Here is a 16,319-nt window from a genome sequence, read left to right as displayed (position 1 = left end):
GTAAAACCACCGGCGACCGCATCGATCTCCCTGGACTGAGCGGATGAAGCCCTTCATGCTCGAAAGCCGGTTCCCGACACCGCGCATGAAGGATTTCCATGCCCCTGAGTGATTTCCCGGCCTTTCCGTCCGGTTTCGAGTTCGGCGCCGCCACCTCCGCGTACCAGATCGAGGGTGCGACGACGGCGGACGGGCGCGGGCCCTCGATCTGGGACACCTTCACCCGGCGCGGCGACGCCGTGTCGGACGGCAGCACCGGCGATACGGCCTGCGACCACTACCACCGGCACCGGGAGGACGTGGCGCTGCTCGCGGACCTCGGCGTGACCACGTACCGCTTCTCCGTCGCCTGGCCGCGCGTCCAGCCCACCGGCTCGGGCCCGGTCAACAGCAGGGGGCTCGACTTCTACGCCCGCCTGGTCGACGATCTGCTGGACGCCGGCATCACGCCGGTCGCGACGCTCTACCACTGGGACCTGCCCCAGCCCCTGGAGGACGCGGGCGGCTGGCGCTCACGGGACACGGCCGAGCGATTCGCCGCGTACACGGCGCTGGTCGCGGGGAAGCTCGGGGATCGCGTACCGAGGTGGATCACCCTGAACGAGCCCTGGTGCAGCGCCTTCCTGGGGTATGCCAACGGCGAGCACGCCCCCGGCGCGTCCGAGGGGACGCCCGCGCTCGCCGCCGCCCACCATCTGCTGGTCGGCCACGGACGGGCGATGGGCGCCCTGCGCGCCGCGGGGGTCCGGGAAGCCGGCATCTCCCTCAATCTCGACCGCGTCTCCCCTGCCACACCGGACCCCGCCGACGCCGCCGCCGCCTTGCGCGCCGAGACCCAGCGCAACCTCATGTGGACCGACCCCCTGCTCCGGGGGAGCTACGCCGCCGCCGAGAGCGACACGTTCGGCGCGCTCATCGAGCGTCAGGACTTCCGCAGGGAGGGGGACCTCGCCCTGATCTCCGCCCCGATGGACTTCCTGGGCCTCAACTACTACACGCCGTCTACCGTCCGCGCGGCCCCCTGGCGCGAGCCCGACCCTGCACTGCGTACGGCGATGGACAACCGCTTCGAAGGGGTCGCCCTCCCGGACGTCCGCCACACCGCCATGGGCTGGCCCGTGCTTCCCGACGCACTGCGGCAGCTCCTCACCTCGCTGCGCGATCGTTACGGCGCCCTCCTTCCGCCGCTCCACATCACGGAGAACGGGTCCGCCGAGCACGACGTCCCGGCCGCCGACGGCATCGTGCACGACACCGAACGGATCGCCTATCTGGACAGTCACCTCCGCGCGGCCTCCGAAGCCGTGGCGGACGGCGTCGACCTGCGCGGCTACACCGCATGGTCGCTCCTGGACAACTTCGAGTGGGCCTTCGGCCACAGCAGGCGATTCGGCCTCGTGCACGTCGACTTCCCGACCGGGAGGCGTACCCCCAAGGCTTCCTACCACTGGTACAAGGCGGCCATCGCCGCGTCGAAGGCCGCCTCGGGCGCGGGCCGCTGAGCGTCGGAGCCGGTCACGCCCTACGACACGGCCGAGCGCGGCGCCCGCTCGGCCACCTGTCGCCCACCGCTCCTGCTCCCCTGCAGTGCGCGATGCCCGTATGCGGTCCTCGCCGACGCAGAGCCGCCCATCCGCCCATCCGTAAACCCTCAGCCCCGCCGGCCCCTTGGCCCGCCGTCCCGACGCCCCGCTGCCCCGCCGTCGCGCGGAAAAGGCTTGGACCGGACGGGCATCGGCACGGGACACTCCCTTTGCTCACCTTTCGGTCCGAGATCATAGGGTTGGGATGGATACAGCACCATCGCGCGACGGCTTGCCGAGCAAGGGTTCGGTGCGCCTCGCCCTGCGCCACTACGGGCGCGAACTCCTCCGGCTCCGGTGGCTGACCGCCCCTGCGATGCTGCTCCCGGCGCTGGGCAACATCGGCATCTTCTACATCGCTCCGCTGGTCGTCGCGAAGCTCGTCGGCCGGATCGCCGGGGACGACGGCCCGTCCTCGGGCGCCGGCCCGATGCTCCCCTACGTCCTCGGATTCGCCGGCGTCCTGCTGCTCGCCGAAGCCCTCTGGCGCGTCGGACTGCACTGCCTCAACCGCCTCGACGCCCGCGGCATCGAGAACCTGTACGTGATCGGCATGGACGAGCTGTACGCCAAGGACGCCGCGTTCTTCCACGACAACTTCGCCGGTTCGCTGACCAAACGGGTGCTGAGCTTCGCCTCCCGCTTCGAGGAGTTCGTCGACACGCTGACGTTCTCGGTGATGGGCAGCTTCGTCCCCCTGGTGTTCGCCTCGGTGGTCCTGTGGCAGTACGACCCCCTGCTCGTCGTCGGACTGCTGACGCTGATCGCGTTCACCGGGCTCTGCGTGACCCCGTTGATCCGACGCCGTCAGCGGCTCGTCGCCCGCCGCGAGCAGGCGATCGCCCGAGTGGCGGGGCACGTCGCCGACAGCCTGATGAACATGGACACGGTCCGGTCGTTCGCCGCCGAGGGACGCGAGGCCGCCGAACACCGGACCCGTGTCGCCGCATCGCGGCGGCTCACGCTCCGGTCGTGGGACTACGGCAACCTGCGCATCGACACCCTGGTCGCGCCGATGTCCGTCCTGACCAACGTGCTCGGCCTGCTGCTCGCCGTCGCCCTCGGCGGAGGTGAGCACGGCGTGGAGGCGGTCGTCGTCGCGTTCACCTACTACGCCAACGCGACGCGGATCATGTTCGAGTTCAACCAGATCTACCGCCGCCTGGAAAGCGCGATGACGGAGGCCGCGCAGTTCACCGAACTCCTCCTCGAACAGCCCACCGTGGTCGACCCGCCGGCCCCGGAGCCGCTGCTCTCCCAAGGATCCGACGTGCGCTTCGAACGGGTGGAGTTCGCCCACGCGGGCGCGGGTCCGCTCTTCGAGGGCCTCGATCTCGCCGTACCCGGCGGCTCGAAGATCGGTCTCGTCGGCCGGTCGGGCGGCGGCAAGACCACGCTCTCCCGCCTGTTGCTGCGGATGACCGACATCGACGGCGGGCGCATCCTGATCGGTGGGCAGGACATCAGCCGGCTCCGGCAGTCCGACCTGCGCAGCCTCATCGCGTACGTGCCCCAGGACCCGGCCATGTTCCACCGCACCCTGCGGGAGAACATCGCGTTCGCCAGGCCGGACGCCACGGAGGCCGAGATCCGCCGCGCGGCCGAGGCGGCGCACGTCACGGAGTTCGCCGACGCGCTCCCCGACGGCTTCGACACGATGGTGGGCGAGCGGGGGGTGAAGCTGTCCGGCGGACAGCGCCAGCGGGTCGCCCTCGCGCGGGCCATCCTGCGCGACGCGCCCATCCTGCTGCTCGACGAGGCGACCAGCGCCCTGGACTCCGAGAGCGAGATCCTCGTGCAGGACGCCCTGTGGAGGCTGATGGACGGGCGGACCGCGCTCGTGGTGGCGCACCGGCTGAGCACGGTCGCCACGATGGACCGGCTCGTCGTCCTCGACCGCGGGCGGATCGTCGAGCAGGGCACGCACCAGGAGCTCCTCACCGCGGACGGGGCCTACGCGAAGCTGTGGGCGCACCAGTCGGGCGGCTTCCTCGACGACACCACCGCGCGGGCCGACGTGCGCTGAGGGCGGGCCGCCGTGCGTCGCGCTCCGGCATCGCCGGCGGGAGCGCGGCGCACGCCGGCCACGCCGGCGCCCGGCGGGGCGGTCGCGCCTCGCGGGCGCGACGCCCTGCGGGCCGCCGGGGTGTCGCCTCAGCGGCGCAGGAGCGGCGGCTGGGCGAGACGTACGAGTTCCAGCGCCTGCTCGGGGAACCAGTCGCCGGCCGCGGGGTCGACGGTGCCGCGCTCGGGGTCCTCGGGGCCGGCGGTGCCGCGCAGGCACAGGCCGTCCGACTCGCCGGGGATCTTGATCCAGAGCTTGGCGTCGTACAGCGGGTCACCGGTGACGGTGGTCGGACGGTCGCCGAGACCTCGGCCGGGAGGGTTGCACCAGTCCTGCGCGTCGGTGTACTTGCCGGCGGGAGCGGTCCACGGTCCGAGGCCGTTGCGGCTGGTGTCCGTGACGAAGTGCTTCATCCGGGACAGGGGCGTCTTCACGTGGTCCGCGATCCACGCCTGGGCGTCGGCGCGCGGCCAGTACTGGTCGGGGCAGTCGGCGGCGGCGCCGCCGTCCTCCACGTATCCGATGCAGGAGGAGATCAGCGTGCCGTACCAGTGACTGTCCTCCTCCGTACGGTAGTTGGAGGCGTTGGTGAAGAAGCCGGTGGCCTCGCCGACGCCGCCGCGGACCAGGCGCGGCACGATGGACGTCACGCTGTGCCAGCCCGGGTGGCCGGTGTCGAGGTAGACCTTGGTGCGGGCGAGCCGTTCCAGGGTGTCGACGGCGTAGTTGACCTCGGTGTAGCGGGCGGTGGTCTTCGTCCCCTGTGCGTCGTCCTGGCCGCAGTCGGCGGGCAGGAGGGCGAGCGAGTCGGGTTCGAGGACGATCATGGCGTCGTGGCCGCCGATGCCTCGCGCGACGGCGTCCACCCATGCCTGGTACTCGGCCGTGGTCGACGCTCCTCCGCCGGAGTAGTTCGAGCAGTCGCGGCCGGGCACGTTGTAGAGGGCGATGACGGGCACGGCACGCTTGCGGGCGGCGTCCCGGACGACCGCGCGGGCCTGCCGCTCGACCTCGGCCGGCGTCTGGTCGCCGTACCAGACGGCCTGTGGCGTGTGGGCCATGGCGAGGATGCCGGCGGCGTCCGCGTACCGGCCGTCCTGCACCAGCCCGGCGGCCTGCCGGTACGCGTCCGGGTTGGCCTTCGGGGTGTAGAGACGAGTCCCGTGCGAGCGGGAGGAGCTCGCCGGGTCCTCGGCGGCAGCGGGCTGAGGGCCCGCCAGCAGGGCGGCTGCGAGAGCGATGGGCAGCGCGAGCACGTGGGCGGCGGTTCTGCGGCGCATGAGCGGGGGCCTCCGTCGACGGTACGTTCCCTGAACGCCCCCCTGTCATATGGGAGCGCTCCCATGATGCTTGTGGAGTCCCTGGCACCCCGTCAAGCCCCGTGCACGGCCCCAGCCGGAGAAAAGCTGCGGCCGCCGGCGGGCCCGGTCCGCACCCCTCTCGGATCCGCGCGCTCCGGGCGCATCCAAAGCGCACCGATCGGCGGTATTCCCTGACAGAGTCCCCACCTCCTGCACGTCGGCGGAGGTGGGGACTCGCCGGAACGCGCCGCGACGGACGCCACGCCTCGTCGTGACCGGCGCACGAGCCGCCGACAGGCCGCGCACCGGGCGGCATCGGGCGGACGGGCCCGGCACGGAGTGGACGAGCGTCCCGCTCCTCACGACACGGGCGCCGACTGACCCAGTGCCCACGCAACGGGTGCCTCGGAGGCGTGGCGGAGGGGCCGATCGCCCTGGCGAGGTGGGTGGTGCGTCACTTCGACATGACGAAGGCCCGTCAGTCCTGTTCCGCGTCGGACAGAGCGGTGGTGATGAGGCGGGTGGCGAAGTCGCGGTCGTCGGTGAGGCGGTTGATGTGCTCGGCGAGCAGGAAGGCGGTGGCTTCCAGAGGGTTCATCTCCTCCTCGGTCCAGTCCCCGTACTGCCGGCGCCACAGACTGGGGCTCAGTCCGGTGCCCGCCGCGACGACCAGGCCGGCCATCGTGGGGATGGCGTCGGGGTGGACGCTCTTCGGCATCATGCGCAGCGCGGCCACCAGGTCGGACACCACGGACGCGAGGGCGTCCTTGCCGTGGTCCTCGTAGGCCATCCGCAGCCACTGCGTGAACATGAAGATGATCGTGCAGGCGCCGTCCAGCAGGTCGTGGGCGCCCGTGGGGCCCAACGACGCGGTGAACTGGGCGGTGAGCCGCTGCTGTTCGGGATCCGGCTGCGCCTGGCCGTCGTAGATGGACTTGAGCCGGGAGTCGATCATCATGAGCGCCGCGCCCACATCACCGGCGGGCGCGTGTCGGGGATCGCAGGACGATGCCACAGGGTCCTCCTCACGTGACCGCGGCAGGCGGCGCGGCATGTCCGTACCGTAGACCGCCGGCCTGTCGCCGCGGGCGGATCCCGGCGAAAGGCCACCTGACGGGCTGCCGGTGCCCCGCCGTTGCCCTCACCGCCCGGCGGGACGGCCGGAGGCGTCGGACGTACGGCAGTTGCCCGATGCTCCCAGACGTACGGCCGTACGGTTGTACGAGGGCCAGGGGCGACCCGCCTGTAGCCTGCGTCTCATGACGCGCGCGTGGCTCCTGCCGGTACTCCTTCTCCTGAGCGGATCGGCCGTCGCGACCGCCCTGGTCTTCCGGGGAAGTCCAGGTGAGGCCGCCGCGCTCCTGCTGCTGCTCGTGGTGCTCGCCGGCCTCAACTCACCGTTGGTCTTCCCCAGGTCGGTCGGCGCGTCGGAGGCCCAGCGTCGCAGCGCGGCCGACGGCCGGCCGGTCGTCTACTGGCGGCCGGGCTGCGCGTACTGCATGCGCATGCGCCTTCGGCTGGGCCGGAACGCACGCCGGTTGTACTGGGTCGACATCTGGCGCGACCCGGCGGGAGCCGCGGCGGTGCGAGCGGTCAACGACGGCGACGAGACCGTGCCGACCGTCTTCGTGGGGGGCCGAGCGCACGTCAACCCCGACCCGGCGTGGGTGCGGGACCATCTGTCGCCCTCCACGTGATCACGCGGCTCGCCGTGGGTGGCTCCGCTCGGCAGGGATCTGTCCGGGCCGGCCGGGCGACTGCCTGCCCCGCCGCCGTGGCTAGATGTGCGGCTGGCCGTAGTAGCGGCCGAACTGCTCCAGATAGCTGGGCTCCCCCGCCCACTTCGCGTCGTCGAACTCCGGGGCGTCCTTGATCTGCTCCTTCGTCCGCGTGACGTAGACCTTCTTCTCGGCGGGGTCGATCCGCTCGACCGTCCCGGCGGGCAGCAACACGTGTCTGCCGAAGATCCACTTGCCCGTGTCCACGACGAGGTAGGAGGCGCCGACCACGTCGGAGTGCTTGTCGATCGTGCCGATGGCGCCGTCGAGCGCCTCGACCTTGTAGCCGACGATGTCGCCGCCTTCCTCGTGGCCGGCGTCCGGGTGGTAGCCCCACATCTCCCTGTCACTCACAGCCATGCCCTTTCCTTGTTCCACGGACGAGACGGCCCAACGCCCACCGTGCGAGACCGGCGTACGCCAGGACCGCGATCGTCGGGCCTTCGATCCGCAGGGTCGTGAGGGATCCCGTCGACGCGGCGAAGACCGCGTGGTGCAGCCGCAGACGCACCGGCCCCAGGCGGACCCGCCACACCCACCGCCGCCGCTCCTCGTCGACCGACTCCACGACGAACCGCGTGGTGAGACCGAACAGGGAGACCACCTCTCCCCTCATGCCCGGGGTGATCCGGTCACCGGCCACGCGCACCGCCCTGATCTGGGGGGACCACGCCGGCCAGCAGGCGGGCCTGACATAGCGCGCCCAGACGTCTTCGGCCGCGGCCTCGCCGGCCGCTCGCAGCGTCATGACCGCCATCGAGCGCTCACCGGTCCAGCCGCCCCGACTGCCGCGGTCCGCCGCGGCTCGCCACGTCGCACGTGGCCTCGTCGCTCACTCCGGGCCGGTCCACCGCGCGCCCTCCTCGGGATCAGGTCGGAAGGATCTGTACGTCAGGCCCTAGAGGTCGATCATGCGGACGAGGAAGAAGGCGCCCACCAGGATCGCGCCGGCGACGATCAGGCCCAGCCAGAACATGGGGTGCTCCCATATCCCACCGTCCTTGCGTTCCTCGTGCGCCTCGGCCGTGGAGCCCTCCACGGGAGGCGTCTCTTCTGGAGGTACAAGTGGTTCGCTCATGACTTCAGGGTCTGTCGTCGGCGATCATCACGCACGTCGGCGCCGTCCCCTGGGGCCATCGGCGGGCCGGTCATGCGTCCGGCAGGCAGAGCCAGACCTCGGAGAGGGTGAGGCCGTGGTCGTCGGTCACCACGCCGCACGGGCAGCCCAGCGCGAGCAGCCGCCAGTCGCAGGTCACCGTCCACGGTCCGGCCGCGCCTTCACACCCCGGGCAGCGGAAGGTCGTGGCCGTCCACACTCCCGGGAAGGGTCTGCCGTAGTGACGGAACCGGCCCGAGTGCCGGACCCGCCATGGCTCCAGCGGGGGCCTGAGCGCGCGGGGACGACCGGCCCGTTGCGATGCCGCCAGGTCGGTGAAGAGGGCGATCAGGTCCGGAAGCAGGGCTTCTCCCGCTGCGGTCGGCGCCTCCAACGCTGTCCCGCGCGCGCCCCCGTATCTCGGCGCGGCGGCGGCGGCCGGTGGGTTCGGGGTGGCGTGCCACGACAGGAAGGCGCGGGCGACCGAGGCGAGCAGGGCGGCGGTCGGAGGCTCGACGGCGCCCGCGTCGAGATGGTGCACAGCACTGCGCAGCACGCGGTGGAGCCGCCGGTCCCGATCGGTGAGCCGCGTTTTCTCCGAGGGGTGTTTCCGTGTCGGGAGCGGCGCGGCGAGGCGGGCGAGGACGGCGGCCATCGCGTGGGTGTCCGCCGGAGCCGGATGCCAGTGGCCGGCGTCCAGGAGGCGCCGAGCCCGCTCGGACTCACGGGTGAGAGCGCGAGTCGGCAGCGGTCCGGCGCCGGTGGCGGCCGAGTCGTCGACCCCCGTGTCCATGATCGGTCGGCCTCCCTGTCCCCCACGGTGATGTCCGTCCCCGCCCGCCGCGGCCGACGGACCTGTCACGGGCACGGTCGATGATCGTCACCGTACCGCCCCCGGGCATCGTGCGGGGCGAGGGGCGGGGCGACGGGCTTCCTCCACGCGGGCCCGCCGCGGCCCGTCATCGGGAGGTGAGCAGGGACACGGTGAGTTCCGCCGTACGTCGGTGCCAGGCGCCGGCGCCGTGGAGCATGGCGTGACCACCCCGGGGCATCGGGACGCCGACGGCATCGGCGCCGGCGGTCCGGGCCCGGCGTACGAACTGCCACGACTCGGACGCGGAGGTGATCCGGTCGCGCTCGTCGTGCAGGAGGAAGAGCCTCCGGCCGGCCAGGTGATCGACCGGTTCGTCGGGTGGGCACCAGGGAGCGAGGGCGATCACGCCAAGGACGAGGGGCTCCCTGGCTGCCCGGAGAGCCGCGCGACCGCCCATGGAGTGGCCGATGAGGATCACCGGCACCGCACCGGCGCGCTCCCGGAGGCGGGCCAGGGCGGCGGTGGCGTCGGCGGCGGCGTCGCACCGCGTGCCGTTCCAGCCCCGGTGGCGGTAGCGCACCTCCGCCACCAGGACGTCGCGCCCCCGGGTGGCGCGGACCACGGCGCCGGCGAAGGGGCGCATACGCAGAGCGGGGAGGTTCAGGGCGGGCGGGGGTTCGGTACCGTCCGCGCGGCCACCGTGCAGCAGCAGCACGGCCGCCGCCGGGGCCGCGGGGGCCTTCCGGAGTATCAGCTCGCCACCCGCGGACCTCGCCGGTGTGCCGCAGGCCGAGTCGGCGGTCATCCGCCGACCGCCCGGAGCCGTGGGCGAGGCGACCGTGGTGGGCGAGGAAGCAATCCGCTCGTGCGCGTGTCGTCGGCCACGGCGTTCGGCCATGCGGGGTCCTCCAGGAGCCGTTGACCACTCCCCCGGATGCGCGCAGGGCGCTCGCCTCCCGGAGAGACACGTGTGAGCGCCGCAGTCTGCCAGGTCGCGCGGGCGGCCGGGTAGGCCCCGCCCCAGGGGAGTCGCCGACGTGCGGAGGGTGCCGCGTCGAGACTGCACCGACGCGTGGAGGTGCCGCGTCCGGCTTGGGGCCACGCAGCCGGGAACATCGCGCCGCTGCCTGCCTGCCCTCCCCCCAAGCCCCTCCGCTCCCGGCCTCTCACCCCCGACCGCGGGCTTCTGCGTCCGCTCCGGTGAAATCGCCGCCCCGTCACGCGCGGCCGAACGGCGGAGGTCTTCAGGGGCTGATTGGCTGCGGACCTCTGCACATCACCTCGCAAGGAGCTCCGCCGTGGCGTCACAGCAACCGGGTGTCTCGTACACCGTGCCGGGAATGAGCGAGCAGGACAGCGGTGAGATCATCACGCTTCTCCAGATGCGTCTGCACTCCCTCAACGACCTCACCCTGACCCTGAAGCACATCCACTGGAATGTCGTCGGCCCGCACTTCATCGCCGTGCACGAGATGATCGACCCGCAGGTCGACCAGGTCCGCGCGATGACCGACGACCTGGCGGAGCGGATCTCCACGCTCGGGGGCGAGCCGAACGGAACCCCTGGCGCGCTGGTCCGGGACCGCACCTGGAACGACTACTCGATCGGTCGTGCCGAGTCGATCGCGCACCTCGGCGCCCTCGACCTCGTCTACACGTCGATCATCAAGGATCACCGCGAGGCCATGCAGGCCACCGAGACCAGTGACCCGGTCACGCAGGACATGCTCATCGAGCAGCTGCGCGGGCTGGAACTGTTCCAGTGGTTCGTACGGGCCCACCTCGAGTCCACCGGCGGCCGGCTGAGCACGGCGGGCGCCAAGACGGAGACCGCCGCGGCCGACCAGGCGACCGACCAGGCGCGCAAGCAGCCCTGACCGGACGGCGGTCGCCCGGCTCGGCCTCGACGGCATGGCCGTACTCCTCCGCCGGCCGCTCGCGGTGTCGACGCGCCAGAAGGGCCTCCCCGTCGTGGCCGGAGCGCCCCGGGCGGGCGCCTGCGCGCGCCGGCCGGGGCCGAGCCGCCCGGCGCTCAGGCGATGCGGGCGCCCATACCGCTCACCCGTACCCTCGGGTCGCCGTCACGCAGCTCCACCGTCAGCACGCCCGGTCGGCCCATGTCGGCACCCTGGTGCAGGGTGAGGACCGACGCGGCCTCGACAAGGCCGAGTTCGCGGGCGTACGCCCCGAAGGCACCGGCCGCCGCGCCCGTCGCCGGGTCCTCCACGACCCCGCCGACCGGGAAGGGGTCGCGGACGTGGAAGACGGCCGGGGACTCGCGCCACACCAGCTGAACGGTGGTCAGGTCCAGCCGGTGCATCAGCGCCTCGAGCCGCGGGAAGTCGTACGCGAGGTTCGCGAGCCGCTCCCGGGTCGCCGCACCGATGACGAGGTGGCGGGCCCCCGCGAAGGCGATGCGCGAGGGAAGGGCGGGGTCGAGGTCGGCGGCGGGCCAGTCGAGGGCGGCGAGCGCCTCGGCGAGGTCCGCGTCGGCGATGGTCTCGATGTGCGGTTCGACGGTGGTGAGCGTGGCCCGCAGGGCGCCGGCGTCCCGCGTCACGCTCACCGACACCGTCCCCGCCCGGGTGGCGAAGACAAGGTCGCCGGGGCCTACGCGCTCACCGAGGGCGACGGCCGCGGCGACGGTGGCGTGACCGCAGAACGGGACCTCGGCCTTGGGGCTGAAGTACCGGATAGTGAAGGCACGCCCTTCCGCGCCACCGAGGCCCTCGGGCGGCGCGGTCAGGAATGCCGACTCGCTGTAGCCGAGCTCCGCGGCGATGGCGAGCATGGCGTCGTCGTCGAGTCCGGCCGCGTCCAGGACGACCCCCGCGGGGTTGCCGCCCTCAGGGTCGTCGGAGAAGGCGGTGAAGCGCAGAACTGCGGGCGGTGTCGTCATGATCGACTCAACTCCGCCGTCAGGCGGATTGTTCCTGCCACCGGGGGAAGGGACAGGCGCCCCGGCCCGTCGCCGACACCGCCTCTTTCTATCTCCAACCTGCGTTGTTCCTAGAATGGCCGGATGAAGGACATCGACGCGATCGCGCTGTTGCAGGATCCGGTGCGGCGCCGCCTGTACGAGTACGTCGCCACGCAGGGCCGCGAGGTCGGGCGAAACGAGGCCGCCGAGGCGGCCGGGGTCGCGCGCACGCTCGCCGCGCACCACTTGGACAAGCTGACCGAGGCCGGACTGCTGGAGAGCGGGAGTCGCCGGCTGACGGGCCGCTCGGGGCCGGGTGCGGGCCGGCCCGCCAAGGTGTACACGCGGGCGCCGGCCGAGCGGTCGGTGTCGCTGCCCGGCCGCGACTACCGCACGGCCGCAGAACTCCTGGCCGAGGCAGCCGAGGAGGCGGGGCTGGACGCCGGACTCTGCGCGGCCGCGCGCCGTCGGGGCGAGGCCCTTCGGGGCGCGGAGGCGCCCTGCGGCAACCTCGACGAGGCCATGACGCTGCTGGCCGCGCGCGGCTACGAACCGCGCGTGGAAGGCACCGAGGCCACCGAGTCCGCGAGCGGGACGGCCGCACCCCTCATCCGCATGCGCAACTGCCCCTTCCACGCGGTCGCCGAACGCTTCCCGCCTCTCGTGTGCGGCATGAATCTCGCGCTGCTGGAGGGGTTGCTCGGCCAGGGCGGCCCTCTCCGCGCTCGCATGGACGCCCGGCCGGGCGAGTGCTGCGTGGTGATCGAGCCTTCTAAAAACAATGAGGATTGACATAGAAAAGCGGGCCGTGCTGGGATGAGGCCATGACCGCATCCGCGCACGCCGCCCATCTCGCCCAACTCAACGTCGCCACACTGCGGCACCCCCTCGACGACCCGCGCATCGCGCCGTTCGTCGAGATGCTCGACCCGGTCAACGCCGCGGCCGACAGCGCGCCGGGCTTCGTGTGGCGGCTCGTGGAGGAGGGGGCGGCCGACGCCACCGGACTGCGCCCGGCAGGCGAGAACGTGATCGTCAACCTGACCGTGTGGGAGAGCCAGGAGGCCCTGTGGGACTTCAGCTACCGCAGCGGCCATCTGGAGGTCATGCGCCGGCGCCGCGAATGGTTCGAACGGCACGTCGAGGCGCACCTGGTGCTCTGGTGGGTGCCCGCGGGGCACCTTCCGACCGTCGCCGAGGCTCTGGAGCGGCTGACGGACCTGCGGGCGCACGGGCCGTCGCCGCAGGCGTTCACCTTCGCCTCGTCCTACACCGCCGCCGAGGCCGCCGGGCCCCTCGAGCCGGCGCCGTCCGTCCGGCCCGAGTGACGCACCCGGGCGGCACGGCCGGACGCCCTTACGGCTTGGTCGCGATCTGGATGAGGTTGCCGCAGGTGTCGTCGAAGACGGCGGTGGTGACGGGGCCCATCTCCAGGGGCTCCTGCGTGAAGCGGACGCCGAGGGCGGTCAGACGCTCGTACTCCGCCCTCACGTCGTCGACGGCGAACTGGGCGAGCGGAATGCCGTCCTGGACGAGCGTGTCGCGGTAGGGCTTGACCGCCGGGTGGCCGGAGGGCTCCAGGAGGAGTTCGGTGCCCTCGGGCTCGTCGGGCGAGACGACGGTCAGCCACCGGTCCTGTCCGCCCACCGGGACGTCGTGCTTCTTCACGAAGCCGAGGATCTCGGTGTAGAAGCGCTCGGCCTTGGCCTGGTCGTCGACGAAGACGCTGGTCAGGTGGATCTTCATGGGGTTCTTCTCTCCGGTCCGGATGGGTCGGGCGTGAGCCATCGCTCGGTGATCTGCCGCAGCGGGGCGGTGTTCAGGTCGTGGAACTTGTAGCGGCCCTCCCGCCTGGTCTCGACGAGTCCGGCGGCCTCCAGCACGGCGAGGTGCTGGGAGACACCCTGGCGGGACAGGCCGAGCTGGTGCTTCATGCTCAGTCGCGAGCAGATCTCGAACAGTGTCTGCCCGGACTTCTCCGCCAGCTCGTCGAGAATGGTGCGGCGGGTGGGGTCGGCCAGGGCCTTGTACAGGTCGTCTGCCACAACCTCAGCATAGGCAACTCTTCACTTGCCTATAAAGCGGAGGCGCGACGCGTCGGGTCTCGCGCCGACTCGGAGCGCCTGTGGGCGACGCCGCACGCCGGGACGAGGGGGCCGTCCACCGCATCGAAGGCGCCGCGCAGCGCAGGAGGCGTGGGGCGGCGGGCCGTCCACCGCATCGGAGCCACACACGGACGGGGCCCGGTGCCGCGTCGGCTCGGACCCGACCGCGTCCCGGTCCGGTCCGGGGCGAGCGGCCGCGGGCCCCACCCTGGGGGACGCCGGGGTGGGGCCCGCCGGGGGCGCCGGGGGCGCCGGGCGCTCAGCGCCCGAAGAAGCCCTTGCCCCTGTCCTTGCCCTCTTCCTTGGCCTCCCGGGCCCTGCCGCGCGTCTCCAGGGCCGCACCCTTGGCGGCCGTCGTCTCCTTGCCCCAGGCGTGGGCCGTCTTCCGTACGGCCTTGCCCACGACCTGCTCCGCCTTCGCCTTGACCTTCTCCTTGGCGCTCATGCCGGTCCCTCCTCGGACGCTCACACGCAACTCCTACCCGCCTCTCGGAAGGGAAATCAGAGGCCGCCCGTGGCCTGCGCCGGGGCGAGGGCCGACAGGGCGTCGACGAGGTCCTCGGCGGGCGCGCCCGCCGGCCAGGCGGCGGCACGCGCGCCGAAAGGCCCGGCCCGCAGAAGGCCACGAAGACGTACGGGGAAGGCACGTACCTCGTCCCCCAGGACATCCGCCCCGGGCCGTACGCCACCCTCGCGCGCCCCGTGCCCGATCCGCCGTCGACATGCGCTGTGTGACGCACGGGTTCAGATTGGAGGTATTCGGCCCGGCGTCGGAAACGGCGGCGGGCAGGCCCCACGACAGGAGGAACCTGTCATGACAACGCACGCGAGGGAAGCCGGCACGAGAGAGTCGGGACACGGGAGCGGCTGGCTCGTGTTCGCCGCCGTCATGATGGTCTTCAGCGGCATCATGACGCTGCTCGGCGGCATCTCGGCCATCGCCAAGGACGATGTGTTCGTCCGAACCGGCGACTACGTGTACAAGCTCAACCTCACGGGGTGGGGCTGGATCCATCTGATCCTGGGCATCGTGATCGCCCTCGCGGGCGTCGCCCTGTTCAAGGGCGCCACCTGGGCCCGGATCGTCGGTGTGGTGCTGGCCGGTCTGAGCATGATCGCGAACTTCATGTGGCTCCCCTACACCCCGTGGTGGGCGCTGCTCTTCATCGCGATCGACGCCTTCGTCATCTGGGCGCTGTGCGTGGCTCCCAAGCCGCGATGGGACTGACGTCCGCCGCAGCACCGGAGGCGGTGCTCGTCGTCGGCGTCGCCGGGCCGTGTGCGCGCGGATTCCGCGCACCCGTCCGCTCGCGGCCGACGTCCCGCGTGAGCGGCCCGGCACGAGCACGTCCTGCCTTTCGAGGCGCGTTCCGGGCCGGTCACCGGTCCGTCGCACCCGCCCGAGGAGTCGTCGGTGCCGTCCCTTCCGACCGGTGAGCTGAGGCGGGCGCACCACGACCGGCGGAGCGCCCAGGTCGTCCGGCCGGGCGGGGCAGCGCGGGTCCGCACGGCGGAAGACCGGCCGTGGCTCGACGGGTTCACCCCCGCCCCTGTCCTTCGACGGGGTCGCAGGCCATGGGGGTCCCGGTGAGCGGGGCGCCCGGCCACTCGTCCGGCCCTCGCGCCTCCGTCCCGCACGTGGCCGACGGCCGCCCATCCCAACGCATGGACGAGGGCGCGTTCCGCGCGCTCCATCGGCGCCTGCGGGAGCGGGCCACGACGGCCGGGGCCGGCGAGCGCGGGGCGCTCGACCACGTCACGCCCGAGCGTGTTGCGGCGGCCGCGGCCGAGGTACGGCTGGGTCGCACGGTGTCGCTCGCGGCACGTATCGAGACCCGCCAGGGCCCGGACAATCCCGACCCCGCGGGCCACTGGATGACCGGCCCGGTCGGCGACGGCGGTCCGGCGGAGGCGGTGCGGTTCGCCACCGACCGCTTCGCCATGAACGTGCACGGGGACGCGGACAGCCATCTCGACGCGCTCTGCCACGTGCTCTTCGACGGTGAGATGTACGGCGGGATCCCCGAGGCCGCCGTCACGTCCAAGGGGGCCCGTGCCCTCTCCGTGGACCTGGCCGCCGACGGCCTCGTCGGCCGTGGCGTCCTGCTGGACATCCCGCGGCTGCGCGGTACGGACTGGCTGGAGCCGGGCGACGAGGTGACCGCGGACGACCTTACGGCCGCCGAGTCCTCCCAGTCGGTTCGAGTGGGCGCGGGGGACATCCTCCTCGTCCGGGTGGGTCACCGCCGCCGCCGTCGGGAGCTCGGGGCCTGGAACGCGGCCGAGGCACGCGCGGGTCTCCATCCGTCCGCCATGGAGTTCCTGGCCGACCGGAAGGTCGCCGTCCTCGGCGGGGACGGCAACAACGACACCGCCCCCAGTGCGGTGGAGGGCGTCGCGTTCCCCGTGCACGTCCTGGCCGTGCAGGCCATGGGCGTGCATCTGATGGATTATCTGCACTTCGAGGAGCTCGCTGCCGTGTGCGCCGACGCCGGGCGCTGGAGCTTCCTGTGCCTGCTCGCTCCGCTGCGGTTGCCCGACGCCACCGGGTCCCCCGTCAACCCGATCGCCGTGCTGTGAGCGGCGCGGACACGGCCCCGGGTCGAGGCGGCCGTCGTGCGGTCGCCGGGCACCGGGAACGCGGTTACGTTCGAACG

General features: G+C 72.6%; 19 protein-coding genes. 8 read left to right on the top strand and 11 right to left on the bottom strand.

Features of this window, described 5'->3' with window-relative positions:
- Positions 1–104: 104 nt before the first annotated feature.
- Together ACZ68P_RS27720 and ACZ68P_RS27715 are read left to right on the top strand one after the other, a co-directional pair.
- Entirely contained in the window at positions 105–1,502 is a 1,398-nt protein-coding gene (locus ACZ68P_RS27720) for a GH1 family beta-glucosidase (RefSeq protein WP_471010889.1), read from the top strand.
- 286 nt (positions 1,503–1,788) lie between these two features.
- Positions 1,789–3,609 (top strand): ABC transporter ATP-binding protein, encoded by a 1,821-nt coding sequence (locus ACZ68P_RS27715; RefSeq protein WP_471010830.1) that lies wholly within the window; start codon positions 1,789–1,791, stop codon positions 3,607–3,609.
- Positions 3,610–3,737: 128 nt separating this feature from the next.
- Here ACZ68P_RS27715 and ACZ68P_RS27710 read toward each other — a convergent pair whose 3' ends face one another.
- A complete protein-coding gene (locus ACZ68P_RS27710) occupies positions 3,738–4,928 on the bottom strand; it encodes a glycoside hydrolase family 6 protein (protein ID WP_471010827.1) in 1,191 nt (396 codons plus the stop codon).
- A 499-nt stretch (positions 4,929–5,427) separates the two neighbouring features.
- Positions 5,428–5,964, bottom strand: a complete 537-nt coding sequence (locus ACZ68P_RS27705) for a hypothetical protein (protein WP_471010825.1) — start codon at positions 5,962–5,964, stop codon at positions 5,428–5,430.
- A 244-nt stretch (positions 5,965–6,208) separates the two neighbouring features.
- On the opposite strand from ACZ68P_RS27705, the gene ACZ68P_RS27700 reads away from it, so the two are divergent.
- A complete protein-coding gene (locus tag ACZ68P_RS27700) occupies positions 6,209–6,646 on the top strand; it encodes a glutaredoxin domain-containing protein (RefSeq protein WP_471010823.1) in 438 nt (145 codons plus the stop codon).
- An 81-nt stretch (positions 6,647–6,727) separates the two neighbouring features.
- On the opposite strand, the gene ACZ68P_RS27695 is transcribed toward ACZ68P_RS27700, so the two are convergent.
- The 5 genes from ACZ68P_RS27695 to ACZ68P_RS27675 all read right to left on the bottom strand — a co-directional run bounded on the left by ACZ68P_RS27695 (position 6,728) and on the right by ACZ68P_RS27675 (position 9,442).
- Complete coding sequence (locus ACZ68P_RS27695) at positions 6,728–7,081, bottom strand: PRC-barrel domain-containing protein (protein WP_471010887.1); 354 nt, start codon at positions 7,079–7,081, stop codon at positions 6,728–6,730.
- Positions 7,074–7,475 (bottom strand): SRPBCC family protein, encoded by a 402-nt coding sequence (locus ACZ68P_RS27690; protein ID WP_471010822.1) that lies wholly within the window; start codon positions 7,473–7,475, stop codon positions 7,074–7,076. Before ACZ68P_RS27690 ends, ACZ68P_RS27695 begins: the two co-directional genes overlap by 8 nt.
- Positions 7,476–7,625: 150 nt before the next feature.
- Positions 7,626–7,805, bottom strand: coding sequence for a DUF6480 family protein (locus ACZ68P_RS27685; protein ID WP_365716207.1), 180 nt, complete (start codon positions 7,803–7,805; stop codon positions 7,626–7,628).
- Positions 7,806–7,875: 70 nt separating this feature from the next.
- Positions 7,876–8,616 (bottom strand): hypothetical protein, encoded by a 741-nt coding sequence (locus tag ACZ68P_RS27680; RefSeq protein ID WP_471010820.1) that lies wholly within the window; start codon positions 8,614–8,616, stop codon positions 7,876–7,878.
- A 166-nt stretch (positions 8,617–8,782) separates the two neighbouring features.
- Positions 8,783–9,442: an alpha/beta fold hydrolase gene (locus ACZ68P_RS27675; RefSeq protein ID WP_471010885.1), complete on the bottom strand. Its 660-nt coding sequence runs from the start codon at positions 9,440–9,442 to the stop codon at positions 8,783–8,785.
- Positions 9,443–9,977: 535 nt separating this feature from the next.
- Here ACZ68P_RS27675 and ACZ68P_RS27670 point away from each other — a divergent pair.
- Entirely contained in the window at positions 9,978–10,514 is a 537-nt protein-coding gene (locus ACZ68P_RS27670) for a Dps family protein (protein ID WP_471010882.1), read from the top strand.
- Positions 10,515–10,669: 155 nt separating this feature from the next.
- On the opposite strand, the gene ACZ68P_RS27665 is transcribed toward ACZ68P_RS27670, so the two are convergent.
- Positions 10,670–11,536: a PhzF family phenazine biosynthesis protein gene (locus tag ACZ68P_RS27665; RefSeq protein WP_471010819.1), complete on the bottom strand. Its 867-nt coding sequence runs from the start codon at positions 11,534–11,536 to the stop codon at positions 10,670–10,672.
- Positions 11,537–11,659: 123 nt separating this feature from the next.
- Between ACZ68P_RS27665 and ACZ68P_RS27660 the strand changes: the two genes are divergently transcribed.
- Positions 11,660–12,349 carry a helix-turn-helix transcriptional regulator gene (locus tag ACZ68P_RS27660; protein WP_471010817.1) on the top strand — a complete coding sequence of 230 codons (690 nt, stop codon included), beginning with the start codon at positions 11,660–11,662 and terminating at the stop codon, positions 12,347–12,349.
- Positions 12,350–12,381: 32 nt separating this feature from the next.
- Positions 12,382–12,885: a DUF3291 domain-containing protein gene (locus ACZ68P_RS27655; RefSeq protein ID WP_471010814.1), complete on the top strand. Its 504-nt coding sequence runs from the start codon at positions 12,382–12,384 to the stop codon at positions 12,883–12,885.
- Between the two features lie 28 nt (positions 12,886–12,913).
- On the opposite strand, the gene ACZ68P_RS27650 is transcribed toward ACZ68P_RS27655, so the two are convergent.
- The 3 genes from ACZ68P_RS27650 to ACZ68P_RS27640 all read right to left on the bottom strand — a co-directional run bounded on the left by ACZ68P_RS27650 (position 12,914) and on the right by ACZ68P_RS27640 (position 14,107).
- Positions 12,914–13,303 carry a VOC family protein gene (locus ACZ68P_RS27650; RefSeq protein WP_471010812.1) on the bottom strand — a complete coding sequence of 130 codons (390 nt, stop codon included), beginning with the start codon at positions 13,301–13,303 and terminating at the stop codon, positions 12,914–12,916.
- Positions 13,300–13,602, bottom strand: coding sequence for an ArsR/SmtB family transcription factor (locus ACZ68P_RS27645; protein WP_365716218.1), 303 nt, complete (start codon positions 13,600–13,602; stop codon positions 13,300–13,302). Before ACZ68P_RS27645 ends, ACZ68P_RS27650 begins: the two co-directional genes overlap by 4 nt.
- Positions 13,603–13,921: 319 nt before the next feature.
- On the bottom strand, positions 13,922–14,107 hold the full coding sequence (locus tag ACZ68P_RS27640; RefSeq protein ID WP_471010809.1) for a hypothetical protein: 186 nt from the start codon (positions 14,105–14,107) through the stop codon (positions 13,922–13,924).
- 369 nt (positions 14,108–14,476) lie between these two features.
- On the opposite strand from ACZ68P_RS27640, the gene ACZ68P_RS27635 reads away from it, so the two are divergent.
- A complete protein-coding gene (locus tag ACZ68P_RS27635; protein ID WP_471010807.1) occupies positions 14,477–14,890 on the top strand; it encodes a DUF7144 family membrane protein in 414 nt (137 codons plus the stop codon).
- Between the two features lie 437 nt (positions 14,891–15,327).
- Positions 15,328–16,242, top strand: coding sequence for a cyclase family protein (locus ACZ68P_RS27630; protein WP_471010805.1), 915 nt, complete (start codon positions 15,328–15,330; stop codon positions 16,240–16,242).
- Positions 16,243–16,319: the final 77 nt, after the last annotated feature.

Source organism: Streptomyces sp. NPDC036822 (assembly GCF_055609145.1).
Note: the sequence above shows the minus strand (reverse complement) of the source record. Positions and strands in the feature narration are given on the sequence as shown.